Source organism: Thauera aromatica K172, from assembly GCF_003030465.1.
Lineage (GTDB): Bacteria > Pseudomonadota > Gammaproteobacteria > Burkholderiales > Rhodocyclaceae > Thauera > Thauera aromatica.
This window is the reverse complement of the sequence record NZ_CP028339.1, coordinates 1,636,431-1,661,750: the sequence shown is the minus strand read 5'-3', so window position 1 is coordinate 1,661,750 and position 25,320 is coordinate 1,636,431. Positions and strand designations below refer to the sequence as shown.

The 25,320-nt window shown below is 66.4% G+C and carries 28 protein-coding genes, 1 tRNA gene and 1 pseudogene; 15 read left to right on the top strand and 15 right to left on the bottom strand.

What is annotated here, in order from left to right:
• Positions 1-159 precede the first annotated feature (159 nt).
• Positions 160-1,608 (top strand): argininosuccinate lyase, encoded by a 1,449-nt coding sequence (gene argH, locus Tharo_RS07865; RefSeq protein WP_107220723.1) that lies wholly within the window; start codon positions 160-162, stop codon positions 1,606-1,608.
• 184 nt (positions 1,609-1,792) lie between these two features.
• Here argH and grxD read toward each other — a convergent pair whose 3' ends face one another.
• Positions 1,793-2,122, bottom strand: coding sequence for a Grx4 family monothiol glutaredoxin (gene grxD / locus Tharo_RS07860; protein WP_107220722.1), 330 nt, complete (start codon positions 2,120-2,122; stop codon positions 1,793-1,795).
• Between the two features lie 133 nt (positions 2,123-2,255).
• Here grxD and Tharo_RS07855 point away from each other — a divergent pair, with 133 nt between their 5' ends.
• From Tharo_RS07855 to Tharo_RS07845, 3 genes are all read left to right on the top strand, one after another.
• Complete coding sequence (locus Tharo_RS07855; protein ID WP_107220721.1) at positions 2,256-2,621, top strand: guanyl-specific ribonuclease; 366 nt, start codon at positions 2,256-2,258, stop codon at positions 2,619-2,621.
• Positions 2,618-3,025 carry a barstar family protein gene (locus Tharo_RS07850; protein ID WP_107220720.1) on the top strand — a complete coding sequence of 136 codons (408 nt, stop codon included), beginning with the start codon at positions 2,618-2,620 and terminating at the stop codon, positions 3,023-3,025. Before Tharo_RS07855 ends, Tharo_RS07850 begins: the two co-directional genes overlap by 4 nt.
• A gap of 155 nt (positions 3,026-3,180) precedes the next feature.
• Positions 3,181-3,621, top strand: coding sequence for an Hsp20/alpha crystallin family protein (locus tag Tharo_RS07845; RefSeq protein WP_075148126.1), 441 nt, complete (start codon positions 3,181-3,183; stop codon positions 3,619-3,621).
• Between the two features lie 58 nt (positions 3,622-3,679).
• Here the strand turns inward: Tharo_RS07845 and Tharo_RS07840 are convergent, their stop codons facing one another.
• Both Tharo_RS07840 and Tharo_RS07835 read right to left on the bottom strand, forming a co-directional pair.
• Positions 3,680-4,933 (bottom strand): pyridoxal-dependent decarboxylase, exosortase A system-associated, encoded by a 1,254-nt coding sequence (locus tag Tharo_RS07840; protein ID WP_425444947.1) that lies wholly within the window; start codon positions 4,931-4,933, stop codon positions 3,680-3,682.
• Positions 4,934-4,997: 64 nt separating this feature from the next.
• On the bottom strand, positions 4,998-6,599 hold the full coding sequence (locus Tharo_RS07835; RefSeq protein WP_107220718.1) for an acyl-CoA ligase (AMP-forming), exosortase A system-associated: 1,602 nt from the start codon (positions 6,597-6,599) through the stop codon (positions 4,998-5,000).
• Between the two features lie 121 nt (positions 6,600-6,720).
• Here Tharo_RS07835 and Tharo_RS07830 point away from each other — a divergent pair, with 121 nt between their 5' ends.
• Positions 6,721-6,972: an acyl carrier protein gene (locus Tharo_RS07830; RefSeq protein WP_245881031.1), complete on the top strand. Its 252-nt coding sequence runs from the start codon at positions 6,721-6,723 to the stop codon at positions 6,970-6,972.
• Positions 6,973-7,006: 34 nt separating this feature from the next.
• Here Tharo_RS07830 and argB read toward each other — a convergent pair whose 3' ends face one another.
• Entirely contained in the window at positions 7,007-7,909 is a 903-nt protein-coding gene (gene argB / locus Tharo_RS07825) for an acetylglutamate kinase (protein ID WP_107220716.1), read from the bottom strand.
• Positions 7,910-8,065: 156 nt separating this feature from the next.
• Between argB and Tharo_RS07820 the strand changes: the two genes are divergently transcribed.
• The 3 genes from Tharo_RS07820 (at position 8,066) to Tharo_RS07810 (ending at position 10,312) form a co-directional block, all read left to right on the top strand.
• Positions 8,066-8,386, top strand: a complete 321-nt coding sequence (locus Tharo_RS07820; RefSeq protein WP_107220715.1) for a metal-sulfur cluster assembly factor — start codon at positions 8,066-8,068, stop codon at positions 8,384-8,386.
• Positions 8,387-8,502: 116 nt separating this feature from the next.
• Positions 8,503-9,618, top strand: a complete 1,116-nt coding sequence (locus Tharo_RS07815; protein ID WP_107220714.1) for a hypothetical protein — start codon at positions 8,503-8,505, stop codon at positions 9,616-9,618.
• 82 nt (positions 9,619-9,700) lie between these two features.
• Positions 9,701-10,312 carry an N-acyl amino acid synthase FeeM domain-containing protein gene (locus Tharo_RS07810; protein ID WP_159051673.1) on the top strand — a complete coding sequence of 204 codons (612 nt, stop codon included), beginning with the start codon at positions 9,701-9,703 and terminating at the stop codon, positions 10,310-10,312.
• Between the two features lie 10 nt (positions 10,313-10,322).
• Here the strand turns inward: Tharo_RS07810 and Tharo_RS17925 are convergent, their stop codons facing one another.
• The 5 genes from Tharo_RS17925 to Tharo_RS07790 all read right to left on the bottom strand — a co-directional run bounded on the left by Tharo_RS17925 (position 10,323) and on the right by Tharo_RS07790 (position 14,747).
• Positions 10,323-10,433 carry a helix-turn-helix domain-containing protein gene (locus Tharo_RS17925; protein WP_245881030.1) on the bottom strand — a complete coding sequence of 37 codons (111 nt, stop codon included), beginning with the start codon at positions 10,431-10,433 and terminating at the stop codon, positions 10,323-10,325.
• On the bottom strand, positions 10,396-11,742 hold the full coding sequence (locus tag Tharo_RS07805) for a sigma-54-dependent transcriptional regulator (protein WP_245881029.1): 1,347 nt from the start codon (positions 11,740-11,742) through the stop codon (positions 10,396-10,398). The genes Tharo_RS17925 and Tharo_RS07805 overlap by 38 nt, the downstream gene beginning before the upstream one ends.
• Positions 11,739-13,361, bottom strand: coding sequence for a sensor histidine kinase (locus Tharo_RS07800; protein WP_107220712.1), 1,623 nt, complete (start codon positions 13,359-13,361; stop codon positions 11,739-11,741). The genes Tharo_RS07805 and Tharo_RS07800 overlap by 4 nt, the downstream gene beginning before the upstream one ends.
• A gap of 8 nt (positions 13,362-13,369) precedes the next feature.
• Positions 13,370-13,606: a PP0621 family protein gene (locus tag Tharo_RS07795; protein ID WP_107220711.1), complete on the bottom strand. Its 237-nt coding sequence runs from the start codon at positions 13,604-13,606 to the stop codon at positions 13,370-13,372.
• 415 nt (positions 13,607-14,021) lie between these two features.
• A complete protein-coding gene (locus Tharo_RS07790; RefSeq protein WP_107220710.1) occupies positions 14,022-14,747 on the bottom strand; it encodes a DUF4145 domain-containing protein in 726 nt (241 codons plus the stop codon).
• Here Tharo_RS07790 and tnpA point away from each other — a divergent pair.
• The 3 genes and pseudogenes from tnpA (at position 14,746) to tnpC (ending at position 17,063) form a co-directional block, all read left to right on the top strand.
• Positions 14,746-15,051, top strand: coding sequence for an IS66 family insertion sequence element accessory protein TnpA (tnpA, locus tag Tharo_RS07785; protein ID WP_107219751.1), 306 nt, complete (start codon positions 14,746-14,748; stop codon positions 15,049-15,051). The genes Tharo_RS07790 and tnpA overlap by 2 nt on opposite strands.
• Entirely contained in the window at positions 15,051-15,410 is a 360-nt protein-coding gene (gene tnpB, locus Tharo_RS07780) for an IS66 family insertion sequence element accessory protein TnpB (protein WP_107219750.1), read from the top strand. Before tnpA ends, tnpB begins: the two co-directional genes overlap by 1 nt.
• A 29-nt stretch (positions 15,411-15,439) precedes the next feature.
• Positions 15,440-17,063 (top strand): annotated as a pseudogene (gene tnpC, locus Tharo_RS07775) (IS66 family transposase).
• Positions 17,064-17,219: 156 nt separating this feature from the next.
• Here the strand turns inward: tnpC and Tharo_RS07770 are convergent.
• From Tharo_RS07770 to Tharo_RS07745, 6 genes are all read right to left on the bottom strand, one after another.
• Positions 17,220-18,143, bottom strand: a complete 924-nt coding sequence (locus Tharo_RS07770; protein WP_107220709.1) for a hypothetical protein — start codon at positions 18,141-18,143, stop codon at positions 17,220-17,222.
• A gap of 412 nt (positions 18,144-18,555) precedes the next feature.
• Positions 18,556-18,783: a hypothetical protein gene (locus Tharo_RS07765; protein WP_107220708.1), complete on the bottom strand. Its 228-nt coding sequence runs from the start codon at positions 18,781-18,783 to the stop codon at positions 18,556-18,558.
• Between the two features lie 19 nt (positions 18,784-18,802).
• Positions 18,803-19,648 carry an ExeA family protein gene (locus Tharo_RS07760; protein WP_107220707.1) on the bottom strand — a complete coding sequence of 282 codons (846 nt, stop codon included), beginning with the start codon at positions 19,646-19,648 and terminating at the stop codon, positions 18,803-18,805.
• Positions 19,645-21,096: a DDE-type integrase/transposase/recombinase gene (locus Tharo_RS07755; protein WP_107220706.1), complete on the bottom strand. Its 1,452-nt coding sequence runs from the start codon at positions 21,094-21,096 to the stop codon at positions 19,645-19,647. Before Tharo_RS07755 ends, Tharo_RS07760 begins: the two co-directional genes overlap by 4 nt.
• A 97-nt stretch (positions 21,097-21,193) precedes the next feature.
• Entirely contained in the window at positions 21,194-21,538 is a 345-nt protein-coding gene (locus Tharo_RS07750; protein WP_107220705.1) for a hypothetical protein, read from the bottom strand.
• Positions 21,539-22,232: 694 nt separating this feature from the next.
• A complete protein-coding gene (locus Tharo_RS07745) occupies positions 22,233-23,213 on the bottom strand; it encodes a Fic family protein (protein WP_245881028.1) in 981 nt (326 codons plus the stop codon).
• Positions 23,214-23,254: 41 nt separating this feature from the next.
• Here Tharo_RS07745 and Tharo_RS07740 point away from each other — a divergent pair, with 41 nt between their 5' ends.
• The 4 genes from Tharo_RS07740 to fghA all read left to right on the top strand — a co-directional run bounded on the left by Tharo_RS07740 (position 23,255) and on the right by fghA (position 25,252).
• Positions 23,255-23,611, top strand: a complete 357-nt coding sequence (locus tag Tharo_RS07740) for a type II toxin-antitoxin system Phd/YefM family antitoxin (protein ID WP_211309669.1) — start codon at positions 23,255-23,257, stop codon at positions 23,609-23,611.
• Entirely contained in the window at positions 23,598-24,023 is a 426-nt protein-coding gene (locus tag Tharo_RS07735; RefSeq protein ID WP_107220702.1) for a putative toxin-antitoxin system toxin component, PIN family, read from the top strand. The genes Tharo_RS07740 and Tharo_RS07735 overlap by 14 nt, the downstream gene beginning before the upstream one ends.
• 161 nt (positions 24,024-24,184) lie before the next feature.
• A tRNA-Asn gene (locus Tharo_RS17555) sits at positions 24,185-24,298 on the top strand.
• Positions 24,299-24,403: 105 nt separating this feature from the next.
• A complete protein-coding gene (gene fghA, locus Tharo_RS07725) occupies positions 24,404-25,252 on the top strand; it encodes an S-formylglutathione hydrolase (protein ID WP_107220701.1) in 849 nt (282 codons plus the stop codon).
• Positions 25,253-25,320: the final 68 nt, after the last annotated feature.

Genomic DNA, 25,320 nt, shown 5'->3' with positions numbered 1-25,320 from the left:
GCCGCGCCCGCCACCGGCCGCCCCACGATCAGGCGGCAAACGGGGGGCGGAGGCTTTTGCTCTATAATTCCGCTCTTGATGAGCGCCGCGGCAGCGGCCTCAGGTCTTCGCACGGAGCCGGCGGCGACACGCCGGCCGATTCATTTTTCGGCAGCCATCATGACAGACACCACGACGCCGGGCACCGGCGCCAATGCCTCCACCGACGCCCCCGCCAAGGCCTGGTCGGGCCGCTTCACCGAACCCGTTTCCGACCTGGTCAAGCGCTACACCGCCTCGGTGCCCTTCGACCAGCGCATGGCGCGGCAGGACATCCGCGGTTCGCTCGCCCACGCCAAGATGCTGGCGAAGCAGGGCATCATCGGCGCGCAGGATCTGGCCGACATCGAGCGCGGGATGGCGCAGATCGCCGGCGAGATCGAACGCGGCGAATTCGCCTGGAACCTCGACGACGAGGACGTCCACCTCAACATCGAGAAGCGCCTCACCGCGCTCGTCGGCGACGCCGGCAAGCGCCTCCACACCGGGCGCAGCCGCAACGACCAGGTCGCGACCGACATCCGCCTCTGGCTGCGCGATGCGATCGACCAGATCCTCGCGCTGATCGCCGAATTCCAGGCGAAGCTGCTGGAAGTCGCCGAAACTCACGCCGGCACGCCGATGCCCGGCTTCACCCACCTCCAGGTCGCCCAGCCGGTGACTTTCGGCCACCACCTGATGGCCTATTATGAGATGAGCCGGCGCGACGCCGAACGCTTTGCCGACTGCCGCAAGCGCGTCAACCGCCTGCCGCTGGGCGCGGCGGCGCTGGCCGGCACCAACTACCCGATCGACCGCGAGTTCGTCGCTTCTGAGCTCGGCTTCGACGAGGTCTGCTTCAACTCGCTCGACGCCGTCAGCGACCGCGACTTCGCCATCGAGTTCTGCGCCGCCGCGGCGCTGTTGATGACCCACCTGTCGCGCCTGTCCGAAGAGCTGATCCTGTGGATGAGCCCGCGCGTGGGCTTCATCGACCTCGCCGACCGCTTCTGCACCGGCAGTTCGATCATGCCGCAGAAGAAGAATCCGGACGTGCCCGAGCTCGTGCGCGGCAAGACCGGCCGCGTCAATGGCAGCCTGATCGCGCTGCTGACGCTGATGAAAGGCCAGCCGCTGGCCTATAACAAGGACAACCAGGAAGACAAGGAGCCGCTGTTCGACACCGCCGACACGGTGATCGACACCCTGCGCATCTACGCCGACATGATCACCGGCATCCGGGTCAAGGCCGAGGCCATGCGCGGCGCGCTGAGCCAGGGCTACGCCACCGCCACCGACCTCGCCGACTATCTGGTGAAGAAAGGCCTGCCCTTCCGCGATGCCCATGAGGCGGTGGCGCTCGCGGTGCGCGCGGCCGACGTCAAGGGCTGCGACCTGCCGCAGTTCTCGCTCGACGAGTTGCGTATCGCCATGGCCCACGTCCCGGGCGCGGCCGAGCGCCTCGGCACGGACATCTTCGCCGTACTCACGGTCGAAGGCTCGCTCGCCTCGCGCAAGCACGTCGGCGGCACCGCACCCGAACAGGTGCGTGCCGCGATCGCCCGCGCCCGCGCCGACCGCGGCGGCTGACCGGGCAGCGCAATACGCGACACCGTCCGACCCGAGCGGCATTCGATTGGCGGGGGGATGATCACGCCCGCCGGGACGCGGGCGCCCAACTCCGCGCGCCCGTTGCGGCCGGACAAGACAATCGGCCTGCCGCGCACCGGGCGCTGGCAGGCCGATTCGACGAAAAAACCGGAGCGCCGGGGCTTCAGCCTTCCTGGACCGCGCCGGCATCCTTCAGCATCTGCAGCAGCTCGCCGTTTTCGTACATCTCGCGCATGATGTCGCTGCCGCCGACGAACTCGCCCTTGATGTACAGCTGCGGAATGGTCGGCCAGTTGGAGTATTCCTTGATGCCCTGGCGGATGTCGCTGTCGGCCAGCACATTCACCGCCACGACCTCGCGCACCCCGCAGTTCTTGAGGATCTGCACCGCGGTCGAGGAAAAGCCGCACTGCGGGAACTGGGGCGAGCCCTTCATGTAGAGGACCACGGCGTTGTTGGTGACCTGGTCGCGGATGACGTCCTGAATGTCCATGGTGAAAACCTGAAAAGTTGAGTTAAACAGTCGGAAAAGTCTAGGCCTACACCTCGCCAGCGTCAATATCCGCTTTCCGCCTTTCCGCCCCCCTCGCCTCCCGTCCCTCGTTCCTTTCCCGGGTAGCCCCGCCATGCTCCGCACCCTGCTCACCCGCCTGCTGTTCCTGCTCGCCCTCTTCGCCCCACTTGCGGCGTGCGCCCCTGCGGCCCCGGACGGCGCCGTCCCGCCCGGCCTGCCCGCCGAAGCGGTGGCGGTGCTGGAGCGGATCGGCGACGGCGGCCCCTTCCCCTACCGCAAGGACGGCAGCGTTTTCCACAACCGCGAACGCCTGCTGCCGGCCAAGCCACCGGGCTATTACCGCGAATACACCGTCCCCACTCCCGGCGCGCGCGATCGCGGCGCACGGCGCATCGTCACCGGCGGCGACCCACCGGAAGTGTTCTACTACACGGCGGACCACTACCGCAGCTTCCGCCGGATCGAGCCCCTGCCATGAGCGCCTCTTCCCCGACACCCGCCAACTCCGCCACCCCCACCGGCTCCGGCTCCGAGATCGTCGCCGTCACCATCGCCCTCGACGGCTGCGACAGCAAGGCCGAACTGCTTGCGCGCATCGCCGCGGCGCTGCACTTCCCCGGCTGGTTCGGGCACAACTGGGACGCGCTCGCCGATTGCCTGACCGATCTGTCCTGGCTGCCTGCCAGCGCGTACCGGATCACGCTCACGCAGGCCGCTCCCCTGCGCCGCGCGGCGCCGGAGACCCTCGCCACCGCGCTGGAAATCTTCCACGACGCCGCCGCCGCCTGGGCCGACCAGGGCGTGGACTTCAGCGTATGCCTCACCGAAGACGGGGCGGACGATGGCACCGCGCCCTCCGCTACGCCGGCCGCCCGGCAGTAAGTCGGGGCCGGGAAGCCCCCACCGCCAGCGGCGGGCCCGACGCCGCGCGGCCCTTCCCGGCCGCAATGCCGCCCTCTTGAAAAGCGTCCGTTCCCACCTATATTCGGGATGAAGCCGGGTTTTCCGGCATGTCTGAAAGAGAAGGAGAACGTGACATGGGCAACAACCTCACTCGTCGTGTCGACCCGCTGGAAGACTTTTTCCGTGGCTTTTTCGTCCGCCCGGTGGATTTCGGCGGAGGCGGCAGCCTCGCCAATCTCAGCACCGACGCGCCGCAGATGCGCGTCGACGTCAAGGAAAACGCGGCGGGCTATGAAGTCCATGCCGAGCTGCCCGGCATGAAGAAAGAAGACATCCACGTCCATATCGACGGCCCGGTGGTTTCGATCAGCGCCGAGCGCAAACAGGAGAAGGAGGTCAAGGAGGGCGAAAAGGTGCTGCGCACCGAACGCTACTTCGGCAAGGTCTCGCGCAGCTTCCAGCTCGGCCAGGAAATCGACGAAGCCAAGGCCAGCGCCCGCTTCAACGACGGGGTGCTGGAGCTGAGCCTGCCGAAGAAGGCCGAAGCGCAAGCGAAGCGGCTGAGCATCGACTGAACCGTCCCCGCCCGGCTCCCGCCCCGCGCCCGGCAGCGGGGCGGGGCGCACGGTCACTTCACACCAGCACTTCCAGCGCCGGCGGATGCCCCAGGAAAGCCTGCGGGCTGGCGCTGGCGCCGTACGCGCCCGACTGGAACACCACCACCAGGTCGCCCGCCTGCGCCGCCGGCAACAGCACGCGATCGCCGAGCAAATCGAGCGGAGTGCACAGCGGCCCGACCACCGAAACCGTTTCCTGCCCGGCTTCACCCATGCGGTTGCCGATCGCGAGCGGATAGTTCTTGCGCAGCACCTGGCCGAAATTGCCGCTCGCCGACAAATGGTGGTGCAGCCCGCCGTCGGTCACCAGATAAACGTGGCCGCGCGACACCTTGCGATCGAGCACACGGCACACATAGATCCCCGCCTCCCCGACCAGGTAGCGCCCGAGTTCGATGACGAGTTCGGCCTGCGGCAGCAGGCGGGCGGTATCGGCGGCGATCGCCGCGAGATTGGCGGCCACCGGCGCAAGCTCGAGACGCTGCTCGCCGGGGAAATAGGGAATCCCGAAACCGCCCCCCAGGTTGAGGAAGCGGAGCGGCGCCGGCGCCGCTTCGGCCAGCCGCAGCGCCAGCTCGAAGCTGCGCCGCTGGGCATCGACGATCGCCTCCGCCTTCAGGTTCTGCGAACCGGCGAACAGGTGGAAGCCTTCGAACGCCAGCCCGGCGCGGCCGATTTCGGCGAGCACGGCCGGTACTCTCTCGGCATCCACCCCGAACGGCCGCGGCCCGCCGCCCATCTTCATTCCTGAAGACTTGAGCTCGAAATCGGGATTGACCCGCACCGCCACCCGCGCCGGCAGGCCCAGCGCCTGCGAAGCTTGGGCGAGCGGCGCGATCTCGCGGGCCGATTCGAGGTTGACCAGGATCCCGGCGGCGACCGCCTGGCGCAGCTCGGCGTCCCGCTTGCCCGGGCCGGCGAAGCTGATGTGGCGCGGATCGGCACCGGCATCGAGCGCCACTTTCAGCTCTCCGGCCGAGGCCACGTCGATGCCGTCGACCAGGCCGACCAGATGCCCGACCAGCGCCGGCATCGGGTTGGCCTTCATCGCGTAGTGCAGCTTCACCGCCGGCGGCAGCGCGGCGCGCAGCTCCGCGACCCGCGCCGCCACCACGCTGCGGTCGATGGCATAGAACGGCGTCTGTCCGACGCGCGCAGCGAGGCGGGTGAGCGGCATGCCGCCGATCCGCAGTTCGCCGTCGCCGGCTGCGAACTGGTTCATCGGCGCATGCGCGGGAGGTGTCTTCGAAGCGGCGGGCGTCAGGGACATCGTGGTTTCACTCGAACGGAGCAGGACGGCAGGAAGCGGAAAAGGAGGCGGGCGTCCGGACGTTTCAGCCGGAAATCCCGCCCGGAAACACCCTGTCGGCGAGCGCCTTGCGGTCGATCTTGCCGTTGGGGTTGCGCGGCAGCGGGCCGGGATACACCTCGATGGAGGCCGGCACCATGTAGGCCGGCATCCGCGCCCGGCACGCGGCGCGCAGTTCGTCGACATCGAGCCCGGCCCCGTCGGGGGCGGTCGCGACCACGGTGATGCTGTGGCCCAGGGTATCGTGCGGCACGCCGAACGCGGCGCATTCGCCGACCAGGCGGGTCGCATAGACGATCTCCTCGACTTCGGTCGGGCTGACCCGATAGCCCGAAGTCTTGATCATCTCGTCGCGGCGGCCGATGAAATACAGGAAGCCGTCCTCGTCGCGGCGCACGGTGTCGCCGGAAAACACCGCGACCTCGGGCAGCACCAGTCCGCCCTCGCGCCCCGGCGCCCGCGCCGGCAGCGGGCGGAAGCGTTCGGCGGTGCGCTCCGGGTCGTTCCAGTAGCCCATCGCCACCAGCGCGCCGCGCTGCACCAGCTCGCCCGGCTCGTGGGGCGCGCATTCGCTCCCGTCCTCGCGCAGCACCATCACTTCGGCATTGGGGATGGCCTTGCCGATCGAGTCCGGGCGGCGGTCCACCTCCTCGGGCGGCAGCCAGGTCGCGCGAAAAGCTTCGGTGAGGCCGTACATCAGGTTCGGGCGGGTCCGCGGCAGCATCGCGCGCAAGCGATCGAGCGTCTCCCGCGGCATCCGCCCGCCGGTGTTGGCGATGTAGCGCAGGTGGGCGTCGATGCCCTGCGGCCATTCCAGCTGAGCGAGCTGGATCCACAGCGGCGGCACCGCGGTCAGTCCGGTGACCCGCTCGCGCTCGACCGCCTTGAGCACGTCGCGCGGCAGCAGGTAGTTGAGCAGCACGACCCGGGCGCCGGCATGGAACGCGGTGGTGAGCTGGGAAAAGCCGGCGTCGAAGGACAGCGGCAGCGCCGCGAGCAAGGTGTCGCCGGCATGGTTCCCGAGGTAGTGCGCGACGCTACGCGCCCCGGCCACCATGTTGCGGTGCGACAGGACGACGCCCTTGGGCCGTCCGGTGCTGCCCGACGTGTACAGGATGGCCGCCATGTCGCTGTCGATCACGCGGTGGCCGGCAGCGGGCGGCGCCGCGAGCAGCTCGTGCCAGCGATGCACCGAGACCCCGGGAAGCACGGGGAGCGTAGCCGGCTCGCCGGTAAGGACCACGTGGCACAGGTCGTGGCAGTTCGCCAGGGTATCGCGGAGAGCGGCCAGGCGCTCGGCACTCGTCACCAGCACGCGGACGTTGCAGTCCTGCAGGATGTGGCCGACCTGCGGCCCTTTCAGCACCGGATTGACCGGCACCAGCACGCCGCCCGCGGCGCTGGCGCCGAACGCGGCGAGGACGAACTCCGGCCGTTTTTCCAGATAGACCGCCACCCGCTCGCCGCGCGCGAGCCCGAGCGCGAGCAGGCCGGCGCAAAATTGCGCGCAGCCGTGGTAAAGCGTGCCATAGTCGAGGCCGCCCTGCCCCGCGCTCAGCGCCAGGCGTGCGCTATCGCGCTCGGCGGCAGCGGTGATCAGGTGGTGGAGCAGGTCGCGGGAAAGCATGTCGGATCTCGTCAGGACTGCGCACGATCAATCAGGAGTCGCGCGCAAGTATAATGCCCGCGTCAGGGCGCAGGCCGCACAGTCGACCGCGCCCTCTTTGCCCTTATGCGGAGAGCGTCCCTTGGAGATTCACGAAGAAGTGCTGTCGCTGCTCGACGAGGTGCTCTGCCTCGATGGTCGGGCACTGAGCTTCGATGCCGACACCCCGCTGCTCGGCAGCCTGACCGAGCTGGACTCGATGGCGGTGATCGCCGTCATCCAGGAAATCGAAACCCGGTTCGGCATCGAAGTGCCGGATGACGAAGTCGACGGCAGCTCGTTCGCCACCGTCGGCACGGTGGTGGACTTCGTCCGCCGCCTGTCGCACGCATAGCCGCCCGCACGGGGCCGGCGGCCGCTCCGCCGGGTTATTTGCTCTTGATCATGGTACCGACGCCGTGGTCGGTGAGGATTTCGAGCAGCAGGCAGTGTTCCACCCGGCCATCGATGATGTGCACCGACTTCACCCCGTTGCGCGCCGCATCGAGCGCCGAGCCGATCTTCGGCAGCATTCCCCCCGACAGCGTGCCGTCGGCGACGAGATCCTCGATCTGGCGCGGCGTCAGCCCGGTCAGCAGGTTGCCGGCCTTGTCCAGCACGCCCGGCGTATTGGTCAGCAGCACCAGCTTTTCCGCCTTCAGGATCTCGGCCAGCTTGCCCGCGACCACGTCGGCGTTGATGTTGTAGGTCTCGCCTTCCTCCCCCACCCCGATCGGCGCGATCACCGGGATGAAGTCGCCCTGGTCGAGGAAGGCGATCAGGCTCGGGTCGATGGCGGTGATCTCGCCCACCTGGCCGACATCGATGAGGTCGCCCTCGGGCGCATCCTTGCGCTGCATCAGCAGCTTCTTCGCGCGGATGAAACCGGCGTCCTTGCCGGTGAGGCCCACGGCCTTCCCGCCATGCTTGTTGATGAGATTGACGATTTCCTTGTTCACCTGGCCGCCGAGCACCATCTCGACCACTTCCATGGTCTCGGCGTCGGTCACCCGCATGCCCTGGACGAATTCGCCCTTCTTGCCGACGCGGGCGAGCAGGTTCTCGATCTGGGGGCCGCCGCCGTGCACCACCACCGGGTTCAGGCCGACCAGCTTCAGCAGCACGACGTCGCGCGCGAAGCAGTCCTTGAGGTGCGGGTCGGTCATCGCGTTGCCGCCATACTTGATGACGATGGTCTTGTCGAAGAAGCGCTTGATGTAGGGCAGCGCCTCGGCCAGGATTTCGGCCTTGCGGGCGGGAGCGATCTCTTGTTGCAGCGCGGTATCTGTCATGGGACTCCTCGGGCGAGCGGGAACGGGGGGCTGCCACGGCACATGCCCGGGCCGTGGCCACGGGCCGGATTCTACTGCGCCGCGCCGCACCGCGCTTGATGAGGGGAGCGATGTGATCCATCATCGCCCCTCCTGCCTCTCGTCCACCCGAAGACCATGAATACCGCAGCCACTCCCGACCCCGACGACGTCCGCCAGGCCTTGCGCCAAGTCATGGACCCCGAGGTCGGCATGAACATCGTCGATCTCGGTCTCGTCTATCGCATCGACTGCACTCCCGGAGCGGTGCATGTCGACATGACCATGACCTCTCCCGCGTGCCCGCTCGGCGACATGATCGTCGACGAGGCCCACGCCGCGCTGGACGCGGTCTTGTCCGCCGACATCCAGATCCGCATCGACCTGGTGTGGGAGCCGCCCTGGAGCCCGGACAAGATGGCCGTCGAAGCGCGCGACCATTTCGGCTGGGGCCAGTAACCCGGCCCCGCCGCCCTCCGCAACCGAATCCGCAGCGCGATGCCCGGCACCGCCTCCCCGGCCCGGACGGCACTCTCCCGATTTCCCCGGAGTCTTTCCCGGAGCCCGACTACGGCATGACCCGCGACCTTTCCCCGCCCGCCCGCATTCCGCTGCTCGCCTTCGCCTTGCTGTCGCTGCTCACCGGCGTCCTTGCCGGCCTCGCCCGGCTCGGATTCTCCGTGCCGGCCTTCGGCGCGGCCCAGGCGGGCAGCCATGCGGCACTGATGGTCTGCGCCTTCTTCGGCACCGTCATCAGCCTCGAACGGGCGGTCGCCCTCGCCCGCCTGTGGGCCTACCTCGCCCCCGCCACGGCAGGCATCGGCGGCATCGTGCTGCTGGCCGGCGGGCCGCTGTGGGCCGCGCAATTCCTGTTCACCGCCGCCTCCCTGGTGCTGCTCTTCGGCAGCGTGCGTGTCGTGCAGCGTCAGTTCGCGCTATTCACCGTGATGCTGGCGGTCGGCGCTGCGTGCTGGCTGCTGGGCAACCTGGCATGGCTGGCCGGCGCCGACCTGCACTCCGCAGTCGCGTTCTGGCTGGCCTTCCTCGTCCTCACGATCGCCGGCGAGCGCCTCGAACTGACCCGCTTCCTCCCCGCCCGCCGCGCCGCACCGCCCAGCTTCATCGCCGCCGTCCTCCTCGTCCTCGCCGGCGCGCTGCTCGCAACCGTGCATAGCGCAGCCGGGCTGGCGCTGTTCTCCGCCGGCCTGCTCGCGCTCGCGGCCTGGCTGCTGGCATTCGACATCGCCCGCCACAACGCGCGCCAGCGCGGGCTCACCCGCTTCATCGCCCTGTGCCTGCTGTCGGGCTACCTGTGGCTTGCCGCCGGCGCCCTCGCCGGGCTGGCCGGCGGCTTCGCGCCGGGCCATGCGCTCCACGACATCGCCCTGCATGCGATCACCCTGGGGTTCGTCTTCGCGATGGTCTTCGGCCATGCGCCGATCATCTTCCCGGCGGTGGCGAAGGTAAAAATCCCCTACCACCCGGCGTTCTATCTTCCCCTCCTGCTCCTTCACGCCTCGCTCGCGGTGCGCATCGCCGGCGGCTTCGGCGGCAATCTCGCCCTGCGCCAGTGGGGCGCACTCGCCAACACCGCGGCACTGGCGCTGTTCATCCTCACGATGATCGTCAGCGTCGTCCGCGGCGGCCGGCCCGCGGCGCGGCGCGGCACCACCGCGGCGCGCGGGAGGTAAGGCGATCTTCACCGCACACCTGCCGGCATTCAGCATCGAGCGCAACGGATACGTGGTCCGGATCGCCAACGGATGCGATCCGTTGCAGCGCCAAACCGCCGCCCTGGTCGAGCGCATGTACGCCGCCCGCGGTCTCATCCCGTATGGCACGCAGGCCGACCCGGACGAGCACGACCTGATCGTCGCCGCCCTGCGCAACGGCCATGCCGTCGCCACCCTGACGCTGCGCATGGACTGCGGCGGCGGCCTCCTTGCCGACGCCCTGTACCGCGACGAAATCGACGCCATACGCCAGCGCGGCGCCCGCGTCAGCGAGATCACCCGCCTCGCGATCTCGCCCGACACCGCCTCCTACGATGCCTTGTCCGGCCTGCTCCAGGCGCTCTACACCCTGGCCCGGCTCACCGCGCACATGACCGACATCTTCATCGAAGTCCATCCGCGCCACGCGCGCTTTCACCAGCGCGTATTCGGCTTCCGGCGGGCCGGTGCAGAGCGGATCTGCCCGCGGGTGGATGCTCCCGCGGTGCTGCTGCATCTGTCGCGGCAGGCATTCGAAGCCTCTCTGGCCGGGCGCGGCCTGTCACGTGTGCAGGCCCGCGCATGGCGATCGCGGCGGGTGGATCGGCTGCTCCCTTCGGAAGAAGAATTCCAGGCATTCCGCCAACTGTTCGACGCCTCGGCGGCAGGCTGAAGCCGCGACCTTATTCCATCCCCCACTGGCGCAGGCGGTAGCGCAACTGGGCGACGCTGATGCCGAGGCTGCGCGCCGCGGCGTCATGGTTCCAGCGCGCCTGCTCGAGGACGCGGACCACGCGCACCTGCTCCTGGGGGGTATTCCCCTTCCCGTCCCTCGGCCCCGGCGGCGCGCTCGAAGCGCGCCGGATCGACCCAGGTGGCCGCCGGATTGAAGCCGAAAGCGCTGTCGGTGAGCCAGCCCGACATGCTCGCCCCCGGATGGAGCTCGATATCAGTGGCGTCGATGCGCTCGCCCTCGCACAGCGCGCAGGCGCGCTCGAGCAGGTTTTCCAGCTCGCGCACATTGCCCGGGAAAGGGTGCTCGAGCAGCACCTGCAGCGCCGCCGCGGACAGTTGCCGCGGCGCCCGCCCCTCGCGCTCGGCGAGGCGGGCAAGAATGTGCGCTGCCAGCGCGGGGATATCCTCGCGCCGTTCGCGCAGCGGCGGCACGCGCAGGGCGATGACGTTGATGCGGAAGAAGAGGTCCTGGCGGAAGCGCCCCTCGGCCACCAGCCGTCCCAGGTCCTGGTGCGACGCGGAGAGGATGCGGACATCGACCGGCTCCTCGGCATGCGCGCCCACCGGGCGCACCGCGCGCTCCTGGATCGCGCGCAGCAGCTTGACCTGCATCGCCAACGGCAGCTCGCCGATTTCGTCGAGGAACAGGGTGCCGCTGCGGGCGGCCTGGAACAGGCCTTCCTTGTCGGTTGCGGCGCCGGTGAAGCTGCCCTTGCGGTAGCCGAAGAATTCGCTCTCCATCAGCTCCGGGGAGATCGCGCCGCAGTTGACCGGGACGAAAGGCCCGCCCGCGCGCGGCCCGAGGCGGTGGATGAAGCGGGCGACCACCTCCTTGCCGGTACCCGACTCGCCGTAGATGAACACCGGCGCCTGGTTGCGCGCCAGCTTCTCGGCCTGGCCGCGCAGCTGGGCGAGGGCGGGCGAGTCGCCGACCAGCATCCGCGCATCGCCGGCCGGCGCTGCGGCGGGCTCGGGGCGCAGGCTCAGCGCATGGTGCACGAGTTCGCGCAAGGCCTTGAGTTCGACCGGCTTGGTGACGAAATCAAAGGCACCGAGCTTGAGCGCGCGGATCGCCGCTTCGATGCTGCCGAAGGCGCTGATCACCGCCACCGGCAGGCCGGCATGGCGGGCCTGGATGTATTCGACCAGGCTCAGGCCGTCGCCGTCGGGCAGGCGCATGTCGGTCAGGCACAGGCGATAGCGCCGCGCCTCGAGCAAGGCGCGCGCCTCCTGCAGCGAGCCCGCGGTGTCGCACCCCAGGCCCATCCGCAGCAGGGACAGTTCGAGCAACTCGCGGATGTCCTCCTCGTCATCGACGACGAGGACGTCGACGGTACGCGGGCGGTTACGGCGTTCGACGGTGTTCATGGCGTAGTAGTGCGTCCGGTCAGCACGAAATCGGCCCCCGCGCCGCTCGCCGCGAGCTCGAGCGTGGCATCGTTGGCTTCGGCGAGTTCGCGGGCGATGTACAGACCGAGCCCGGTGCCCTTGGAGTGGGTGGTGAAAAAGGGCTCGAACAGATGCGCCCGCGCGCTTTCGTCGAGCCCGGGGCCATCGTCGCACACGTGCAGCGCGACCCGTTCGCCGGGCAAGGCCTGTGCCCACAGGCGGACCGAAGCGGGCGCCCCCGAGCCGTGGCGGCAGGCATTGGCGAGCAGATTGTCGAGGATCTGGTGCAGATGGGCACGGTCGACCGCCAGCGTCAGCGTCGGATCGATGTCGACCGCATACAGCGCGTGCTCGGCGGCATTGCGGAACACCCGCGCATCGATCAGCTCGCCCACGAACGCGGCCAGCGCCAGCGCCTCGGGCAGGGCCTGCTCGCGCCGGCCGAGGGCGAGCACGTCGCGCACCATGCGCCCGATGCGCTGGGCGTTGTCGTTGATGATGCGCACCAAGCGGGCCTGCACCTCCTGGCGCCGCTCCTCGCCCAGCAGCTCGGCGGCCTGGATCACCGCCGACAGCGGGTTGCGGATCTCGTGCGCGATGCTCGCGGTCAGGCGGCCGAGCGCAGCGAGCTTGATCTGCTGCAGCTGGCGCTGGATGTCCTCGAAATCGGTCAGGTAGAGCAAGGTATCGCCCGCCGCCGCGCTGGCCGGCGCCCCCGCCACCGCCCGGCAGCGCAGCAGGCGGCCGGACGCCGTCGATCGCAGCATCTTCCCCGGCACCGCCGCCTGAAGCATCCCGGCGCCCGGCTCCGCTTCGCCCCCGTCTTCCGTCCCCGCCCTCGACAGCGCCGGCCCGAAGGCGGCGTCGAGCTCGACCAGCACCCGGCCTTCGAGCGCCTCGGCCGCAGCCGGCGCCATGCCGAGCAGTTCGAGCGCGCGCGGGTTGGCCTGGCGGATGCGCCCGCCGGCGTCGACGACGATCACCCCGTCGGGCAGGTCGCGGATGATGTGCTCATTGACCGCCTGCTGGTTGGCGAGCGCCTGCCCGCGCTCGGCGGCGAGCGAGGCGTTGGTCTGGGCGCGCAGGGCGAGCAGGCGGGCGACGAGGGCGATGCCGAAAAATCCGGCGCAGAAGAGGCCGACCTGAAAGAACTCGACCGACTGCCGCCCCGCCGCCAGGCGCCAGGCATTCTCGAGCAGCACCGCCAGCGTCGCGAGCGCGGCGAAGAACAGCACCATCCGCCCGGCGAAGACCAGCCCGGCGCCGGCGAGCACCACCATCATCAGCACCGGCATGCCGCTGCGGTAGCCGCCGCTGACCCACATGATCGCCGACAGGGCGAGCACATCGACCACCACCTGCAGCAGGATCACGCGCTCGGAGCCGAAGCGCCGCATCGCATCGGGAAAGCCGAGCGCGAGGACCGCGCCCAGGTAGCCGAGTGCGGCGAGGCGGAAGACGGGCGGATTTTCGCTGCCCAGCCCCAGTTCGCGCCCGGCCACCAGGAACAGGCCCGCAATGACCAGGCGGAACAGGTTCAGATAGCGCAGCGAGGCCCGGCGCGCATGCTCGAACTCGACCGCCGGAGCCGCCCCCATCACCGATCTCAATCCAGGCGCGGCCCGGCGCGGCGGTGCTGCTCGCAGCAATAGAACACGCCGTCCGCGCGCACCCCGTCGGACTCGGGGACGTTGATCCCGCAGTGCGCACATTCGAGCATGCGTTCCGCGTCGGCCGGGCGCCGCGCCGCCTTCGCGGCGCCCTGCTGCCTGAAGCGCCGCACGGCACCGCGCAGCCACCAGATGCCGATGAAAACGAGGATGAGAATGAGCAGATTGCGCACGGATGGAGCGGCGCACGGCCGGCGGCAAAGGGAAGGGAGGCGATTTTAGCATGCACCCTCCTGCTGCCCGCCGACGACGGGCCGGGTTTGCAGCGATACCGGCTTCACGTCCGACTTCCGAGCCAAGCCGCCCGTCCTCCCCGCCGCCCTCGACCGCGCCTGCCCGCCGCGGATGACAGGACGCGTCCCCCGAGACGCTGGCTCACAACGGACCGGACGCAAGACAACCCTGATCTGGAAAAACGAACGGTCGGCCGGAAAATCACGTCTGGCTACCGAATCGCATCGTCTTGAGCTACTTGAATCGACCCTGTGCAGCCGTTGATCTCTGCGAAAGCTGTCGTTCAACGACGAAGGTCAGTGGCAGGAGGTCAGCGTAGCTGGCCGGCTGTCCGCTGGACCGGATTGTTGGGCGTCATGTGAGGTCAGCAACCAACGCTTCAACGCCGTTGACCATGGCCTCAGCATCCTGGGTAGTGTACTGGCTCCAATCACCATGAGCTGCCTTATTTCCAATCTCGGCCCACGCCGTGATCTGTTTCTGCTTGGCCATGTTATATGCGCCTAACTTGGTTAGGTCGGCGTTCATTCGGTCAAGCTTCCCTTCTGCAACGCCATATCGACCGGCAAGATCCTTCAGCGTAGATTCGAGAGATACGCGCGCGAGGATGCAGGCAGGGTCCTTATATCCTGAGGCGAGCAGTGCCTTGGCCTGTATAAGCGCATCTGATAGAACCTCAGCCTTTGCCAAAGTGCGGATATTGAATAAGTAACCGCCTTCATAGTCCTCTCTTGCGGCACGGAATATTCCATAGCTGTCTTGAAAATTTGAAACCCATCCCTTGAATCCTTGGTAGTGGTCAAAGAAATTTTTGTAGTGAATACTGCTTTCGCCGAATGTGCGATGGAGCAAGTTCAAAACACCTGTAGCCCATTCCTTGTAAGCATCCGAGGGAACCTTGTAGTGCGGAATGTCTTCATCATCAGTGAAGTCAACAAATTTGGCGTTCAATACAGCTTCGGCTTTTGTCTGGAGTTCTTTGAAGCGGCGAATGTAAGCGGTAACTGCCCGGCGTTGTTCCCGGTCGCATGATCGGCGTGGACAATCGCCTCCAGGTTCAACAACGGAGGCGGTGTTCATGGCAGGAGCAATCAAGCGCAAGTGGCGGCGGCGCAGTCGGGACGAGTGGCGGGAGGTGTTCGCCCGCCATGTATCGAGCGGACTGAGCGTGGCGGCGTTTTGCGCGCGCGAGTCGATCAGCGTCTCGAGCTTTCAACGCTGGCGGGCACTCGTTGCTCTGGCGAGCGGTGCAGCAGACGCTCGAACGCCGGCTCGGCAAGAGGCGTTCGTCGATCTGGGCGTGCTGGGCTCAGGCGGCGCCTCGCGCCTCGAGCTCAAGCTCGATCTGGGTGGCGGACTGGTACTGCACCTGGTGCGCGGCTGATGTTCTTCCCGGAGGGCACGGTACGGGTGCACCTGTATGGTCGGCCGGTCGATATGCGCAAATCCTTCGACGGGCTCTATGCACTGGCACACCACGGCGTGGGACAGGACCCTTTGTCGGGGCATCTGTTCGTGTTCATCAACCGGCGGGCGACCCAGATGAAGGTGCTGTACTGGGATCGCAGCGGCTTTTGCATCTGGGCCAAGCGGCTCGAGTCGGGGCGCTTCGTGTCGGACTGGTCCAAGGCGGTCAGCCGCGAGATGGACTGGACAGGGCTCAAATTGCTGCTCGAAGGCATCGAGCCGGCGCGCTTCAAACGCCGCTTCAAACTGCCAGAAATCGCGGTGAAAGCCGCATGAATGCTGGCTTTTGCGGTAAAATGCGGGCCATGACAACGCCCGTTTTCCTGACCGTTCCGACGCTTGCCGAGGCCGCCCGCTGGGCCCCTGAGCAAGTCGTGGAACTGGCCCAGGCGAACGCGGCCACACAGCGCCAACTCGATGCGATGCGGCTTGAGTTCCAGGCGATGAAACACCAGCTCGACTGGTTCCGGCGGCAGCTGTTCGGCCAGAAGAGCGAGAAGCGCCTCTTCGAGGCCGACCCGCATCAGATGCACCTGGGCGAGTTGCCGGTGCCCGAATCCTCGCCCCCGCCGCCTGGCAAGGACATCGCCGCCCACACCCGCCGGGCCCGCGCCACCGATTACGCCCGGGACGACGAGCCGGCGCTGTTCTTTGACGAGACCCGGGTGCCGGTCGAGACGATCGCGCTGCCCAACCCGGACGCCGAAGGGCTCGCCCCGGACCAGTACGAGGTGATTGGCGAGAAGACGAGTTTCCGGCTCGCGCAGCGCCCGGGCAGCTACGTCATCCTCAAATACGTGCGCCCGGTGATCAAGCACCGCGACACCCAGGTGATGTCTTGCCCGGCGGCGCCGGTCGGGGTGATCGAGGGCAGCCGGGCCGACGTGAGCTTCGTCGCCGGGCTCATCACCGACAAGTTCTGCTACCACCAGCCGCTGTATCGCCAGCACCAACGGCTCGGGGACAACGGCATCAAGGTCTCGCGCCCGTGGCTCACGCAACTCACCCACGCGGCGCTCTCACTGCTCGAACCGGTCTTTGTCGCCCAACTCGACTCGATCCGCGCGAGCCGGGTCAAGGCGATGGACGAGACCCCGATCAAGGCGGGCCGTGCCGGCCCGGGCAAGATGAAGGGCGGCTATTTCTGGCCGGTCTATGGCGAGCGTGACGAGATCTGCTTCCCCTATCACGAGGGCCGGGGCGGCAAGCACATCGCGCAGACACTGGGCACCGACCCGCCGCCCAAGGGGGCGGTGCTGCTCACTGATGGCTACGGGGCCTACGAACGCTACGCTGAAAAATGCGGGCTCACACACGCTCAATGCTGGGCCCATTCGAGGCGGAAGTTCTTCGATGCGCAGTCGGTCGAGCCCGAGCGCGCAGGCCAGGCGCTGGACATGATTGGCAAGCTGTACGCGGTGGAGAAGCACATCCGCGAAGCCAAGCTCGTCGGCGAAGCACGCCGCGCGCACCGGCTCGCGCAGGCGAAGCCCGTGGTCCACCAGTTCTTCGCCTGGGTCGATGCCCAGTTCGAATCCCAGGGCCTGCTGCCCAGCTCCCAGCTCCCCGCTCACCACCGCCATGGCGTATGTGCGCGAGCGCCGCGCCGCCCTCGAGGTGTATCTGGCCGACCCCGAGGTGCCGATCGACACCAATCACCTGGAGCGCGCCCTGCGCGTGGTGCCGATGGGCCGTCGCAACTGGCTCTTCTGCTGGACCGAGGTCGGCGCCAAATACGTGGGCATCGCGCAAAGCCTGATCGCCACCTGCCGCCTGCACGACATCGACCCCTATGCGTACCTGGTCGATGTGCTCCAGCGTGTCGGGCAGCACCCGGCCGCCGACGTGGCGCAACTCACCCCCAGGCTGTGGAAGCAGCACTTCGCTGCCAACCCGTTGCGATCCGATCTCTTCGCAATCTCGAAGTAGGCAAGGACGCCGGTCAGTTACCGCTTACCGGCGAATGACAATGGGGTCTAGATGCATAAATGTTCTCTGGTGTGTATTGATGACGCCAAACGCCGCGCTCTGGGGCAAACCGAAGCGTTCGTAGGTTTCTCGCTAGCAGCGCTTTGTTACGTGTGTTTATGCTAGCAATTCATCATACTTGCGGGGGAGCAAAGCAAACTCACCCCAACCAAGATTTTTAAAACATAAGCCAGTACCATTATCACTTACTGCGCCATAGACAATAACAGTTCTGCCAACTGAGGCATCGGTAATGCCATGAGTTTTTTGATGTTTATCTTGTAATTTGATGCAAAAATCATGAACGCAAGATTGATTATTCTTTAAGTAAGTCATGCGAATATTGTCTGGCCGTTTATGCTCACCCAAATGGACGGTTCTTTCGATGGTTCCGTAGTAGAGCTTTGGCCCATCATCTTCTTCTTGGATTTCTTCTACAGGGTGAAGCAGATCGACCAGTTGTATTGAGTATTTTTGATTTGGAAAGTAATAATATTTGTAGAGATTCTCGTCAAAATTCCTACAAATACCGGCCACAGTAGTAATCTTGCTTGGCAGCTTAAAGGACTCGCCTCTATGCCGTCCTATAGGCACATCTGAGATAGGGCCATCAATATCTTCTACAGGAGTTTCATCGTATTCACCTCCTGCTTCATCTGGAAGTTCAGGCTTATTTTTAATGAACCCATCTACTATGACTAAGTTTTCATCATCTATAGCTTTACGTGCCTCTTCATATGTTTCATATCTTTTTCCTTCAGGCCTGCTGGAACGAAGATCGCACTTGATGTCTTTATAAGCTGCTAAATGGCAAAAATATGCCTCTCGACCATTAGAAAAATGTTCCTTTTGCTTTGGCACACGGTTTAGATTCGTGTAACAAACAGGACAAAACAAAGAGCCATCCATTTCTGATTGATATTCAGAAGGAGCGACGCTGGCGGCATCTCGTTTCAACTTGTCTCGATTGCCATTTTCATAGCTCCAGCCCGCTAGTCGCAAAGCGTATTTAATTCTACGTTTATTATCACCTAGAGCCATCTGGGCCTCCCTTCCGCGATCGGATTAATACACGTAACGTCTGAACTCACCGGCCTGCGCGGCTTTTCGTGCAGGTCCGGTGGAATGATTGGTTCGGCGTCTCTGCATAGCACTATTAACCCGGCAATCAAATAGGTTTTGATATAATTCGGGCATGGAAAAGATCGACGCCCGCAAGCTTCCGCCCCAGGGCAATCGCACCTTCATGTCATAACCCCGAGCAGTTCGGCACGAAATTCGTCAATGGTCGCAGCCAGCATGCGCTTGGACTTGATGCTCGCCTTGTGAGTGTGATCACCCGATTTGATGTCCCGGTGGTCACGTATCGCGATGGTCCGCAGAGGGCGATCGGCAGATGGAAACGCCGCCCGGTGACGATGACCGGCGGCGTTTTTGCTTGAAGGTGAGCGGTTCAGAACGGCGGGTCGTCCGGGTTGGCCGAGCGGAACAGGTCAGGCTGGATGAAGTCGGGCTGGGCGAGGTGCGCGCGCGATCGCTCGCGGTAGTAGCGTTCGATCTGGCCGAGGTAGTGGGACTCGAACAGGATGACGAAGTCGTGGAGTACGCCCTGAAGGGCCAGAGCCACCTCATCGGGCAGTTGGGGCCACGACAGCGATGCGCTCGAGGAGGGGTTGTGCATGAGGGTCTCCTGTTGGCGGTCAGCGTCGTGCCGCTGCCCGGCGCGGGGCGACGGTTTCGGGTGGGGCAAAGACGTCGAGGTAGAGCTTCTCGTCGAGCTGAGGCAGGTCGCGGTGTGCGGCCACGGCGAGCAGCTCTGCGGCCATCGTGGTGAGGATGCGGTAGTTGCCGACGGCGTGATCGCACAGCGTGTGCATGAGGGTGGAGCTCATCAGGCTGGCGTTGCCGGCCGCGCTCACCAGATGCTGCAGGCAGGCGAGCAAGTCCTCGCGACTGGCCGCTTCGGTGGTGAGCCGGGTGCGGATGCGCGAGCCCAGCGGGATGAGCTCCTCGCGGCGCAGCTTCTCGGGCAGGCGCGCATCGCCCGCGAGCACCACGCACAGGAGCGACTGCGAGTCGAACTTCGCGCTGGCCATCAGGCGCAACTCCGAGAGCACCGCCGGGCTCATCTCCTGGGCCTCGTCGATGAGCAGCACCGGGCGGCGCCGGGTCGATTCCAGGTGGGCGAACCACGCCTCGCGCAGCGCCTTGAAGCCGCCCCAGCGGTTGTGCGGGCGCAGCGGCACGCCAAAGAGATCGCCCATCTCGCGATAGAAGTCCGCAAGGTTGCTCTGCGGGTGCGTGATCGCGCCGACGGTGACATCGGGGATACGGGCCAGGCGCTCGGCCAGCAGGCGCAGCGCCACGCTTTTGCCGGTGCCCGGGTCACCGTGGATCATCGCAAAGCCCCCTTCGCCGATCAGGCCCTGCTCGATGCGCCAGCAGAAGTGCTCGAGGCGCGCGGGCACATGGATCGCCTCGGTGTGCACCTCGGTGGTGAAGGGATGCCACTTGAGCCCGTAGAGGGCGAGCAGTTTGGTGTTCATGCGAGATCCTGTTCGGTGGGGGAAGCGGGGGCAGGCAGATAGGCCGGCGGCAGGCCGGTGGCGGCGTAGTCGGCGAGCAACTGGGTGAGCAGCGGCGCCATGCCCGAGGGCGGCAGCGGCGACAGATCGACCGCCGTCGGTGCGCGGGGCCGGCGCGTGCGCTCGGCGTTGGCCGACTTGTCGAGTGGGGTGATCGGGCACAGCACGGCGCCGGTGTGCGGATCGACCAGATCGACCCGGGTCAGGTCCCAGCGCGCATAGCGCAGGTGCACCACGGCCAGCGCGTGGTAGCGCGACGGGATCTCGAAGCGCCGCCCATGCAGGGTCACGGTGCCGTCGGCGCGCCGCTGGCGTCGTGGCACCTCGATGCGGAACGCGTCGGCGAGTACCGTGGGAGTGGGACAGTCGCGGCGCACGTTGGGACCGGCCAGATAGCGTGCGAGCGGTGTCGCGCCGATCTCGCTGTGCAGCGTGCGGTGATACTCATGCTCGACCCAGGCCTGGGTCGCCTGATTGAGCAATTCCAGCGTGAGCGCGGGCTCGCCCTCGAGCATGGGCATCAACCGCCCCTCGACGCGCCCCCAGAAGGACTCCTGTTTGGCGTTCTGGTAGGGCGAGTACGGCAGCGTCGTCTGGTGCAGCACCCCGAGCCGGCTCAAGCCCGACACCGTCTCGTCGGCGAGCATGGCCGCGCCGTTGTCGGTCATCAGCGCGCGCGGCAGCCCGCGCTTCATGAAGGCCTGCGACAGGCCATGGACCAGGCTCTGCGCGCTCTCGTCCAGGTACCACTGCAGGTGGCAGACCAGGCGTGAGCGGTCGTCCACGATGCCCAGCAGGAAGGGCTTCTCCCAGGTGCCCGCGCGGGTGAGCACGCGGCGCGCGCCGTGGTGGAAGTCCAGATGCCACAGCGCCGACACGTGATCGAGCTCGAAGCTGCGCACCTCGCGCTGCTCGAGCCGATCACGGGCAAGCACGGCGCCCACGCTCGTGCGCTTCGGTGCCGCCTGACGGAACATCCCCCGGGCCTTGAGGTAGCGACGCACCGTCGGATAGGACGGCACGGATAGTCCGCTGCCGTTGAGCGCGACGCGCAGATTGTCCAGGTGCAGTTGCGCGGTCCAGCCCGGGTGTTCGCGGTACTGCTGCACCAGCGCGTCGATGACGCCCGGCGCCAGGCTCGCGAAGCGGCCCCGGGGGCGTGGCCGGTCGCGCAGCGCCGCGATCGGGTCGGCGGCGCTGCGCGCGGCGTAGTACCAGCGCTCGATCGTCGACAGCCCGAAGCGTACATCCAATGCGCTGATGGGATGGCGCCAGGTGCGGGCGGCAAGCGTGGCCAGCGCATCGTGCACCTCGCCCGGCGCGGGCGGTGCGGCCAGCAAGGGGCCGATGATCGAGAAGCGCAGCCGCGCCCATCGATCGCGTTGCGGGGGATCGGTCGGTGTGTTCAAGAGGACTCCCGGTTCGGGCGCACCGGGGGGTGACGCCACTGGGAGTGCAGGCTACGAAGCCTCGCCCTGGGTGGCTATGCGCATCCTCTGCGGGACATCAGCGCCCCTCGGCCAGCGTGGCCGCGCGGACCGTGATCGGCGCCAGAAAGCACAGCAGGCGCTGCAGCGCCTCGGCCGCCTCGCCGCCAAAGCGTGCGAGCAGATCGCCCGGCAGCCGCTCGGCCGACACCGGCGGCATGAAGCGGGCGCACATCACCTGCCACAGCGGGGTGTGCATGAAGTCCTCACGCCACCACCGTCGCCAGCGCTGCAAGGTGCGCAGCGGCACCGCGAGCGCCTCACACAGCGTCGCCGCCGCTGTGTTCTGCCCGGCATGCCGGGCAGAACACAGCACCACCACCAAGCCCAGATACACGCGCCGGCCCAGGAAGCGCACCGACATCGAGGTCGTGCGCCGGCGGCAGCGACTACAGCAAAAGCTCAGCCGGGACGAGAACGCCTCGCGGATCGCCAGCGTCGGGCAACCCCGGGGTTTGCGGGGATAGTTGGCACGATGGAGCGCGCCGCCACAGGCACACCCCACGGCCTGTGCCTGGGCTGCGAGTTCTTCATCGAGGCGAGTCAGAAAGAGGAAAAACGGGTGCGTCTGCAGTTGAACGTGGCACACTTGAGCGGTCTCTTGGCTTGGTAACCAGAGACTCCCCCGAGGGGTTCGTTTGTTCAAGTTCCCTGAGGGGGATCCCCCCTCCGCCATCACGCTGCTTGATCATTCCGCCGGGAAAAGGCATCAGCAGCGGTGACCGTGCTCACGCCAGGCAGAACCGCAGAGACAACTCCTGCGACCGCAGACGAGCCACCCCTACTCACTCTCCAGACCGTCCCCAGCCAAATAACGCTCGTCGCTACCCGCATAGCTCCCGGTCTGCGTTCGGGCAAAGCCCTCAGCCGTCAGCAAGATCCTCCGCAAGCGCGCAGAGCCGCATCACTCTCTGGGCATCGAGCCTGCCAGCCACAGACAGCAGATCAGCCAGATCATCTCTGTCGCAGTAGAGGTATGCGACCGGCACTTGGAGCACCTCTGCAATTTTCCGGGGCGACTGGAAACCGCAGGTGACGGTGAGATTTTCAACACCCTGCTAAACTTCGCCGTCGTTCAGTTCATACCCAGTACTCCGCCCGCCTCCGGCGACCTTCCGGAGCATTCCACGGGCCAGCAGGTCATTGATGTCCCGCAGTGCCGTATCCGTCGAGCACTTGCCGATTGCCGCCCACTTGCTGCTGGTGAGCTTTCCGTCAAAGCCGTCCAGTAGTCGATTGAGCACCTTGGCCTGCCGCTCGTTGAGCGGTGTGGCCGCCCAGCGTTGCCAGAATCGGGGCTTGGACAGCACGGAATCGAGGGTCTGATGAGCTTGATCCAGCGCGCAGCGCAGACTATCGAGGAACCAGACGAGCCAGCCCGTAACGTCCATGTCGCCTTTCTGGGTTCGCTCGAGAAGCTCGTAGTAGCCTCTCCGGTCCCGCTGGATCTGCGCCGAGAGGCTGTAAAAGCGCTGCGGGCTGCCGTCGGCTCGGGCGAGCAGCAGGTCGCCCACAGCCCTCGCGATGCGGCCGTTCCCATCGTCGAACGGATGCAGCGTGACAAACCAGAGGTAACCGAGGCCCGCCTTCAGCAGTGGCGGGACATCAGACTCGGCATTCAGCCAGTCGATAAAGCATGCCATTTCCGAAGGCAGACGATCCGCGGGCGGCGCCTCGAAGTGAACCTTCTGCCGTCCCATCGGCCCGGACTCATCATCCCGCCAAGCGGCGACGTTGATGCGCGTCATCCCCGAATACCCGGTTGGAAACAGTGCCGCATGCCAGCCGAACAGACGCTCGTCAGTCACACGCTGCCAGCAGTTGGCCGTTGCATCCAATACCATCTCGACGACGCCTTCGATGTGGCGATCGACCGGCGCCAAGGCACCGATATCCACGCCCAGACGACGCGCAATGCTCGAACGGACGGAAGCGACGTTGAGGTACTCGCCTTCGATCTCGCTGGTCTTGACGACATCGTCGGTGAGCGAGCATTTGCGTTTTCTGGAGAAGCCCCCACCTGCGTCACCTTCAACCACTGTGTACTCGTTACTCACAGCCCCCACTACTAAAGGTGGGCATGAGTCGGGTGACCGACACTTTCACCGCCCCCTGCTTTGCCTATAATCGCCATATTAGCCATTTCAGCCAGGAGATTGATATGCGTACTGTGACCTCCGTCGAGGCTCAGAACCGCTTCGGCGAGTTGATCGACAGTGCCCAGCGCGAACCGGTCACCATCACCCGCAGAGGTCGCCCGGTGGCCTTTGTACTGTCGCCCGAAGACATGAAGGAGTTGCTGGCTGTCCGAGAGCAGCGCGAACGGGTTGTCAGCGATTTCGAGGCCTTCTTCCGCTCCGCGGATGCGCGCCTGAAACCCGAGGCGCTCGACCTGTCCGATAGTGATGTGCAGCGGATGGTGAATGAACTTCGTTAAACGCGTTGTCTTCGACACAAGCACGCTCGTCAGCGCAGCCCTTCGGCCCACATCGATCCCGCGCCAGGCTTTTCTGAAGGCCATCGCGCAAGCCGAATTGTGCGTTTCCGATTCGATGCTTGCCGAACTCGGTGAGGTCATATCGCGAGAGAAGTTCGACCGATACCTCGACCGAGATGTACGCCTGCAGTTCGTCGAACTCTACCGCCGACACGCACGACTGTTCCACGTTTCCGAGGCCGACGAGATGATGCTTCAGGAGCCTTGCCGCGACCCGCGCGACAACAAGTTCCTGGCCTTGGCCCTCGCCTGCTCGGCCGATGTCGTGGTCAGCAGCGACGAGGACTTGCTGACGCTCAACCCCTATCGTCGAATTCCGGTTGTCCTGCCGCGGGACTATCTAGAACGCTGAGCCCTGATGTAGAGGCGGGTGCTGCGCATGCCCGCCTGCAAGTCGGCGACCTTCAAGCGCGACTCACTCGTCGAGTCCCGCCGGTTCATCTCCGGCGCATCGACGTGCATCCCACGACCTCCTGGTCCGGTTCTGGTTGTGATGAAGTCAGGTCGGGGAGGCGCCGGATGGAGCATCTGTTCATGAATATTCTGGCCTGCGACCAACGCCCGGCAGCGCTTCTCCACGGACTGTTAATCCGTAGGTCCCTGGTTCGAACCCAGGTCGGGGAGCCAAAAAAATGAAAAAGCCAATCCTCCGGAGTTGGCTTTTTCATTTTGCAGTGTCATTTTCCAGCATTCGTCCGCAGCGCCATCCATTTCTGATCACGGAGGCCGCCCATGAGTCTTGAAACACTCGGCACCCAGCGCTGCTTCGGCGGCTGGCTGCAGCGCCTGCGCCACCGCTCGACCACGGTGGATTGCGACATGACCTTCGCGGTCTATCTGCCGCCACAGGCGGAACGCGGTGAAAAGCTGCCGGTGCTGTACTGGCTGTCCGGCCTGACCTGCACCGACGAGAACTTCATGCAGAAGGCCGGGGCCCAGCGTCTGGCAGCCGAACTCGGCCTCATCCTCGTCGCCCCCGACACCAGCCCGCGGGGGCCGGACGTGCCGGGCGACCCGGACGGCGCCTGGGACTTCGGCCACGGCGCGGGCTTCTACGTGAACGCCACCCAGGCCCCGTGGTCGCGCCATTACCGCATGCACGACTACGTGGTGCACGAGCTGCCCGCCCTGATCGAGGCACACTTCCCCGCCTCCGACCGGCGCGGCATCAGTGGCCATTCGATGGGCGGCCACGGCGCGCTGGTATGCGCGCTGCGCAACCCGCGCAGCTACCGGTCGGTGTCGGCCTTCGCCCCCATCGTCAATCCGATGCGCTGCCCCTGGGGCGAAAAGGCTTTCTCGCGTTACCTGGGCGAGGACCGTGAGCACTGGCGGCAATGGGACGCCTGCGCCCTGCTTGCCGACACAACCGAGCGCCTGCCGCTGCTGGTCGATCAGGGCGACAAGGACGGTTTCCTGGTCGAGCAGCTCAAGCCCGAGGCGCTGCGGGCCGCGGCCAATGCAGCCGGCCATCCACTGGCGCTGCGCCTGCAGCCCGGCTACGACCACAGCTACTACTTCATCGCCAGCTTCATCGACGACCACCTGCGCCATCACGCGCGGGCGCTCGCCGATCGATAGCGCGACGCAGCGGCCTCCCTGATCCGGCACCTCGCGCGAAGTACGCGCCGCGCCTGAAAGACCGCGCC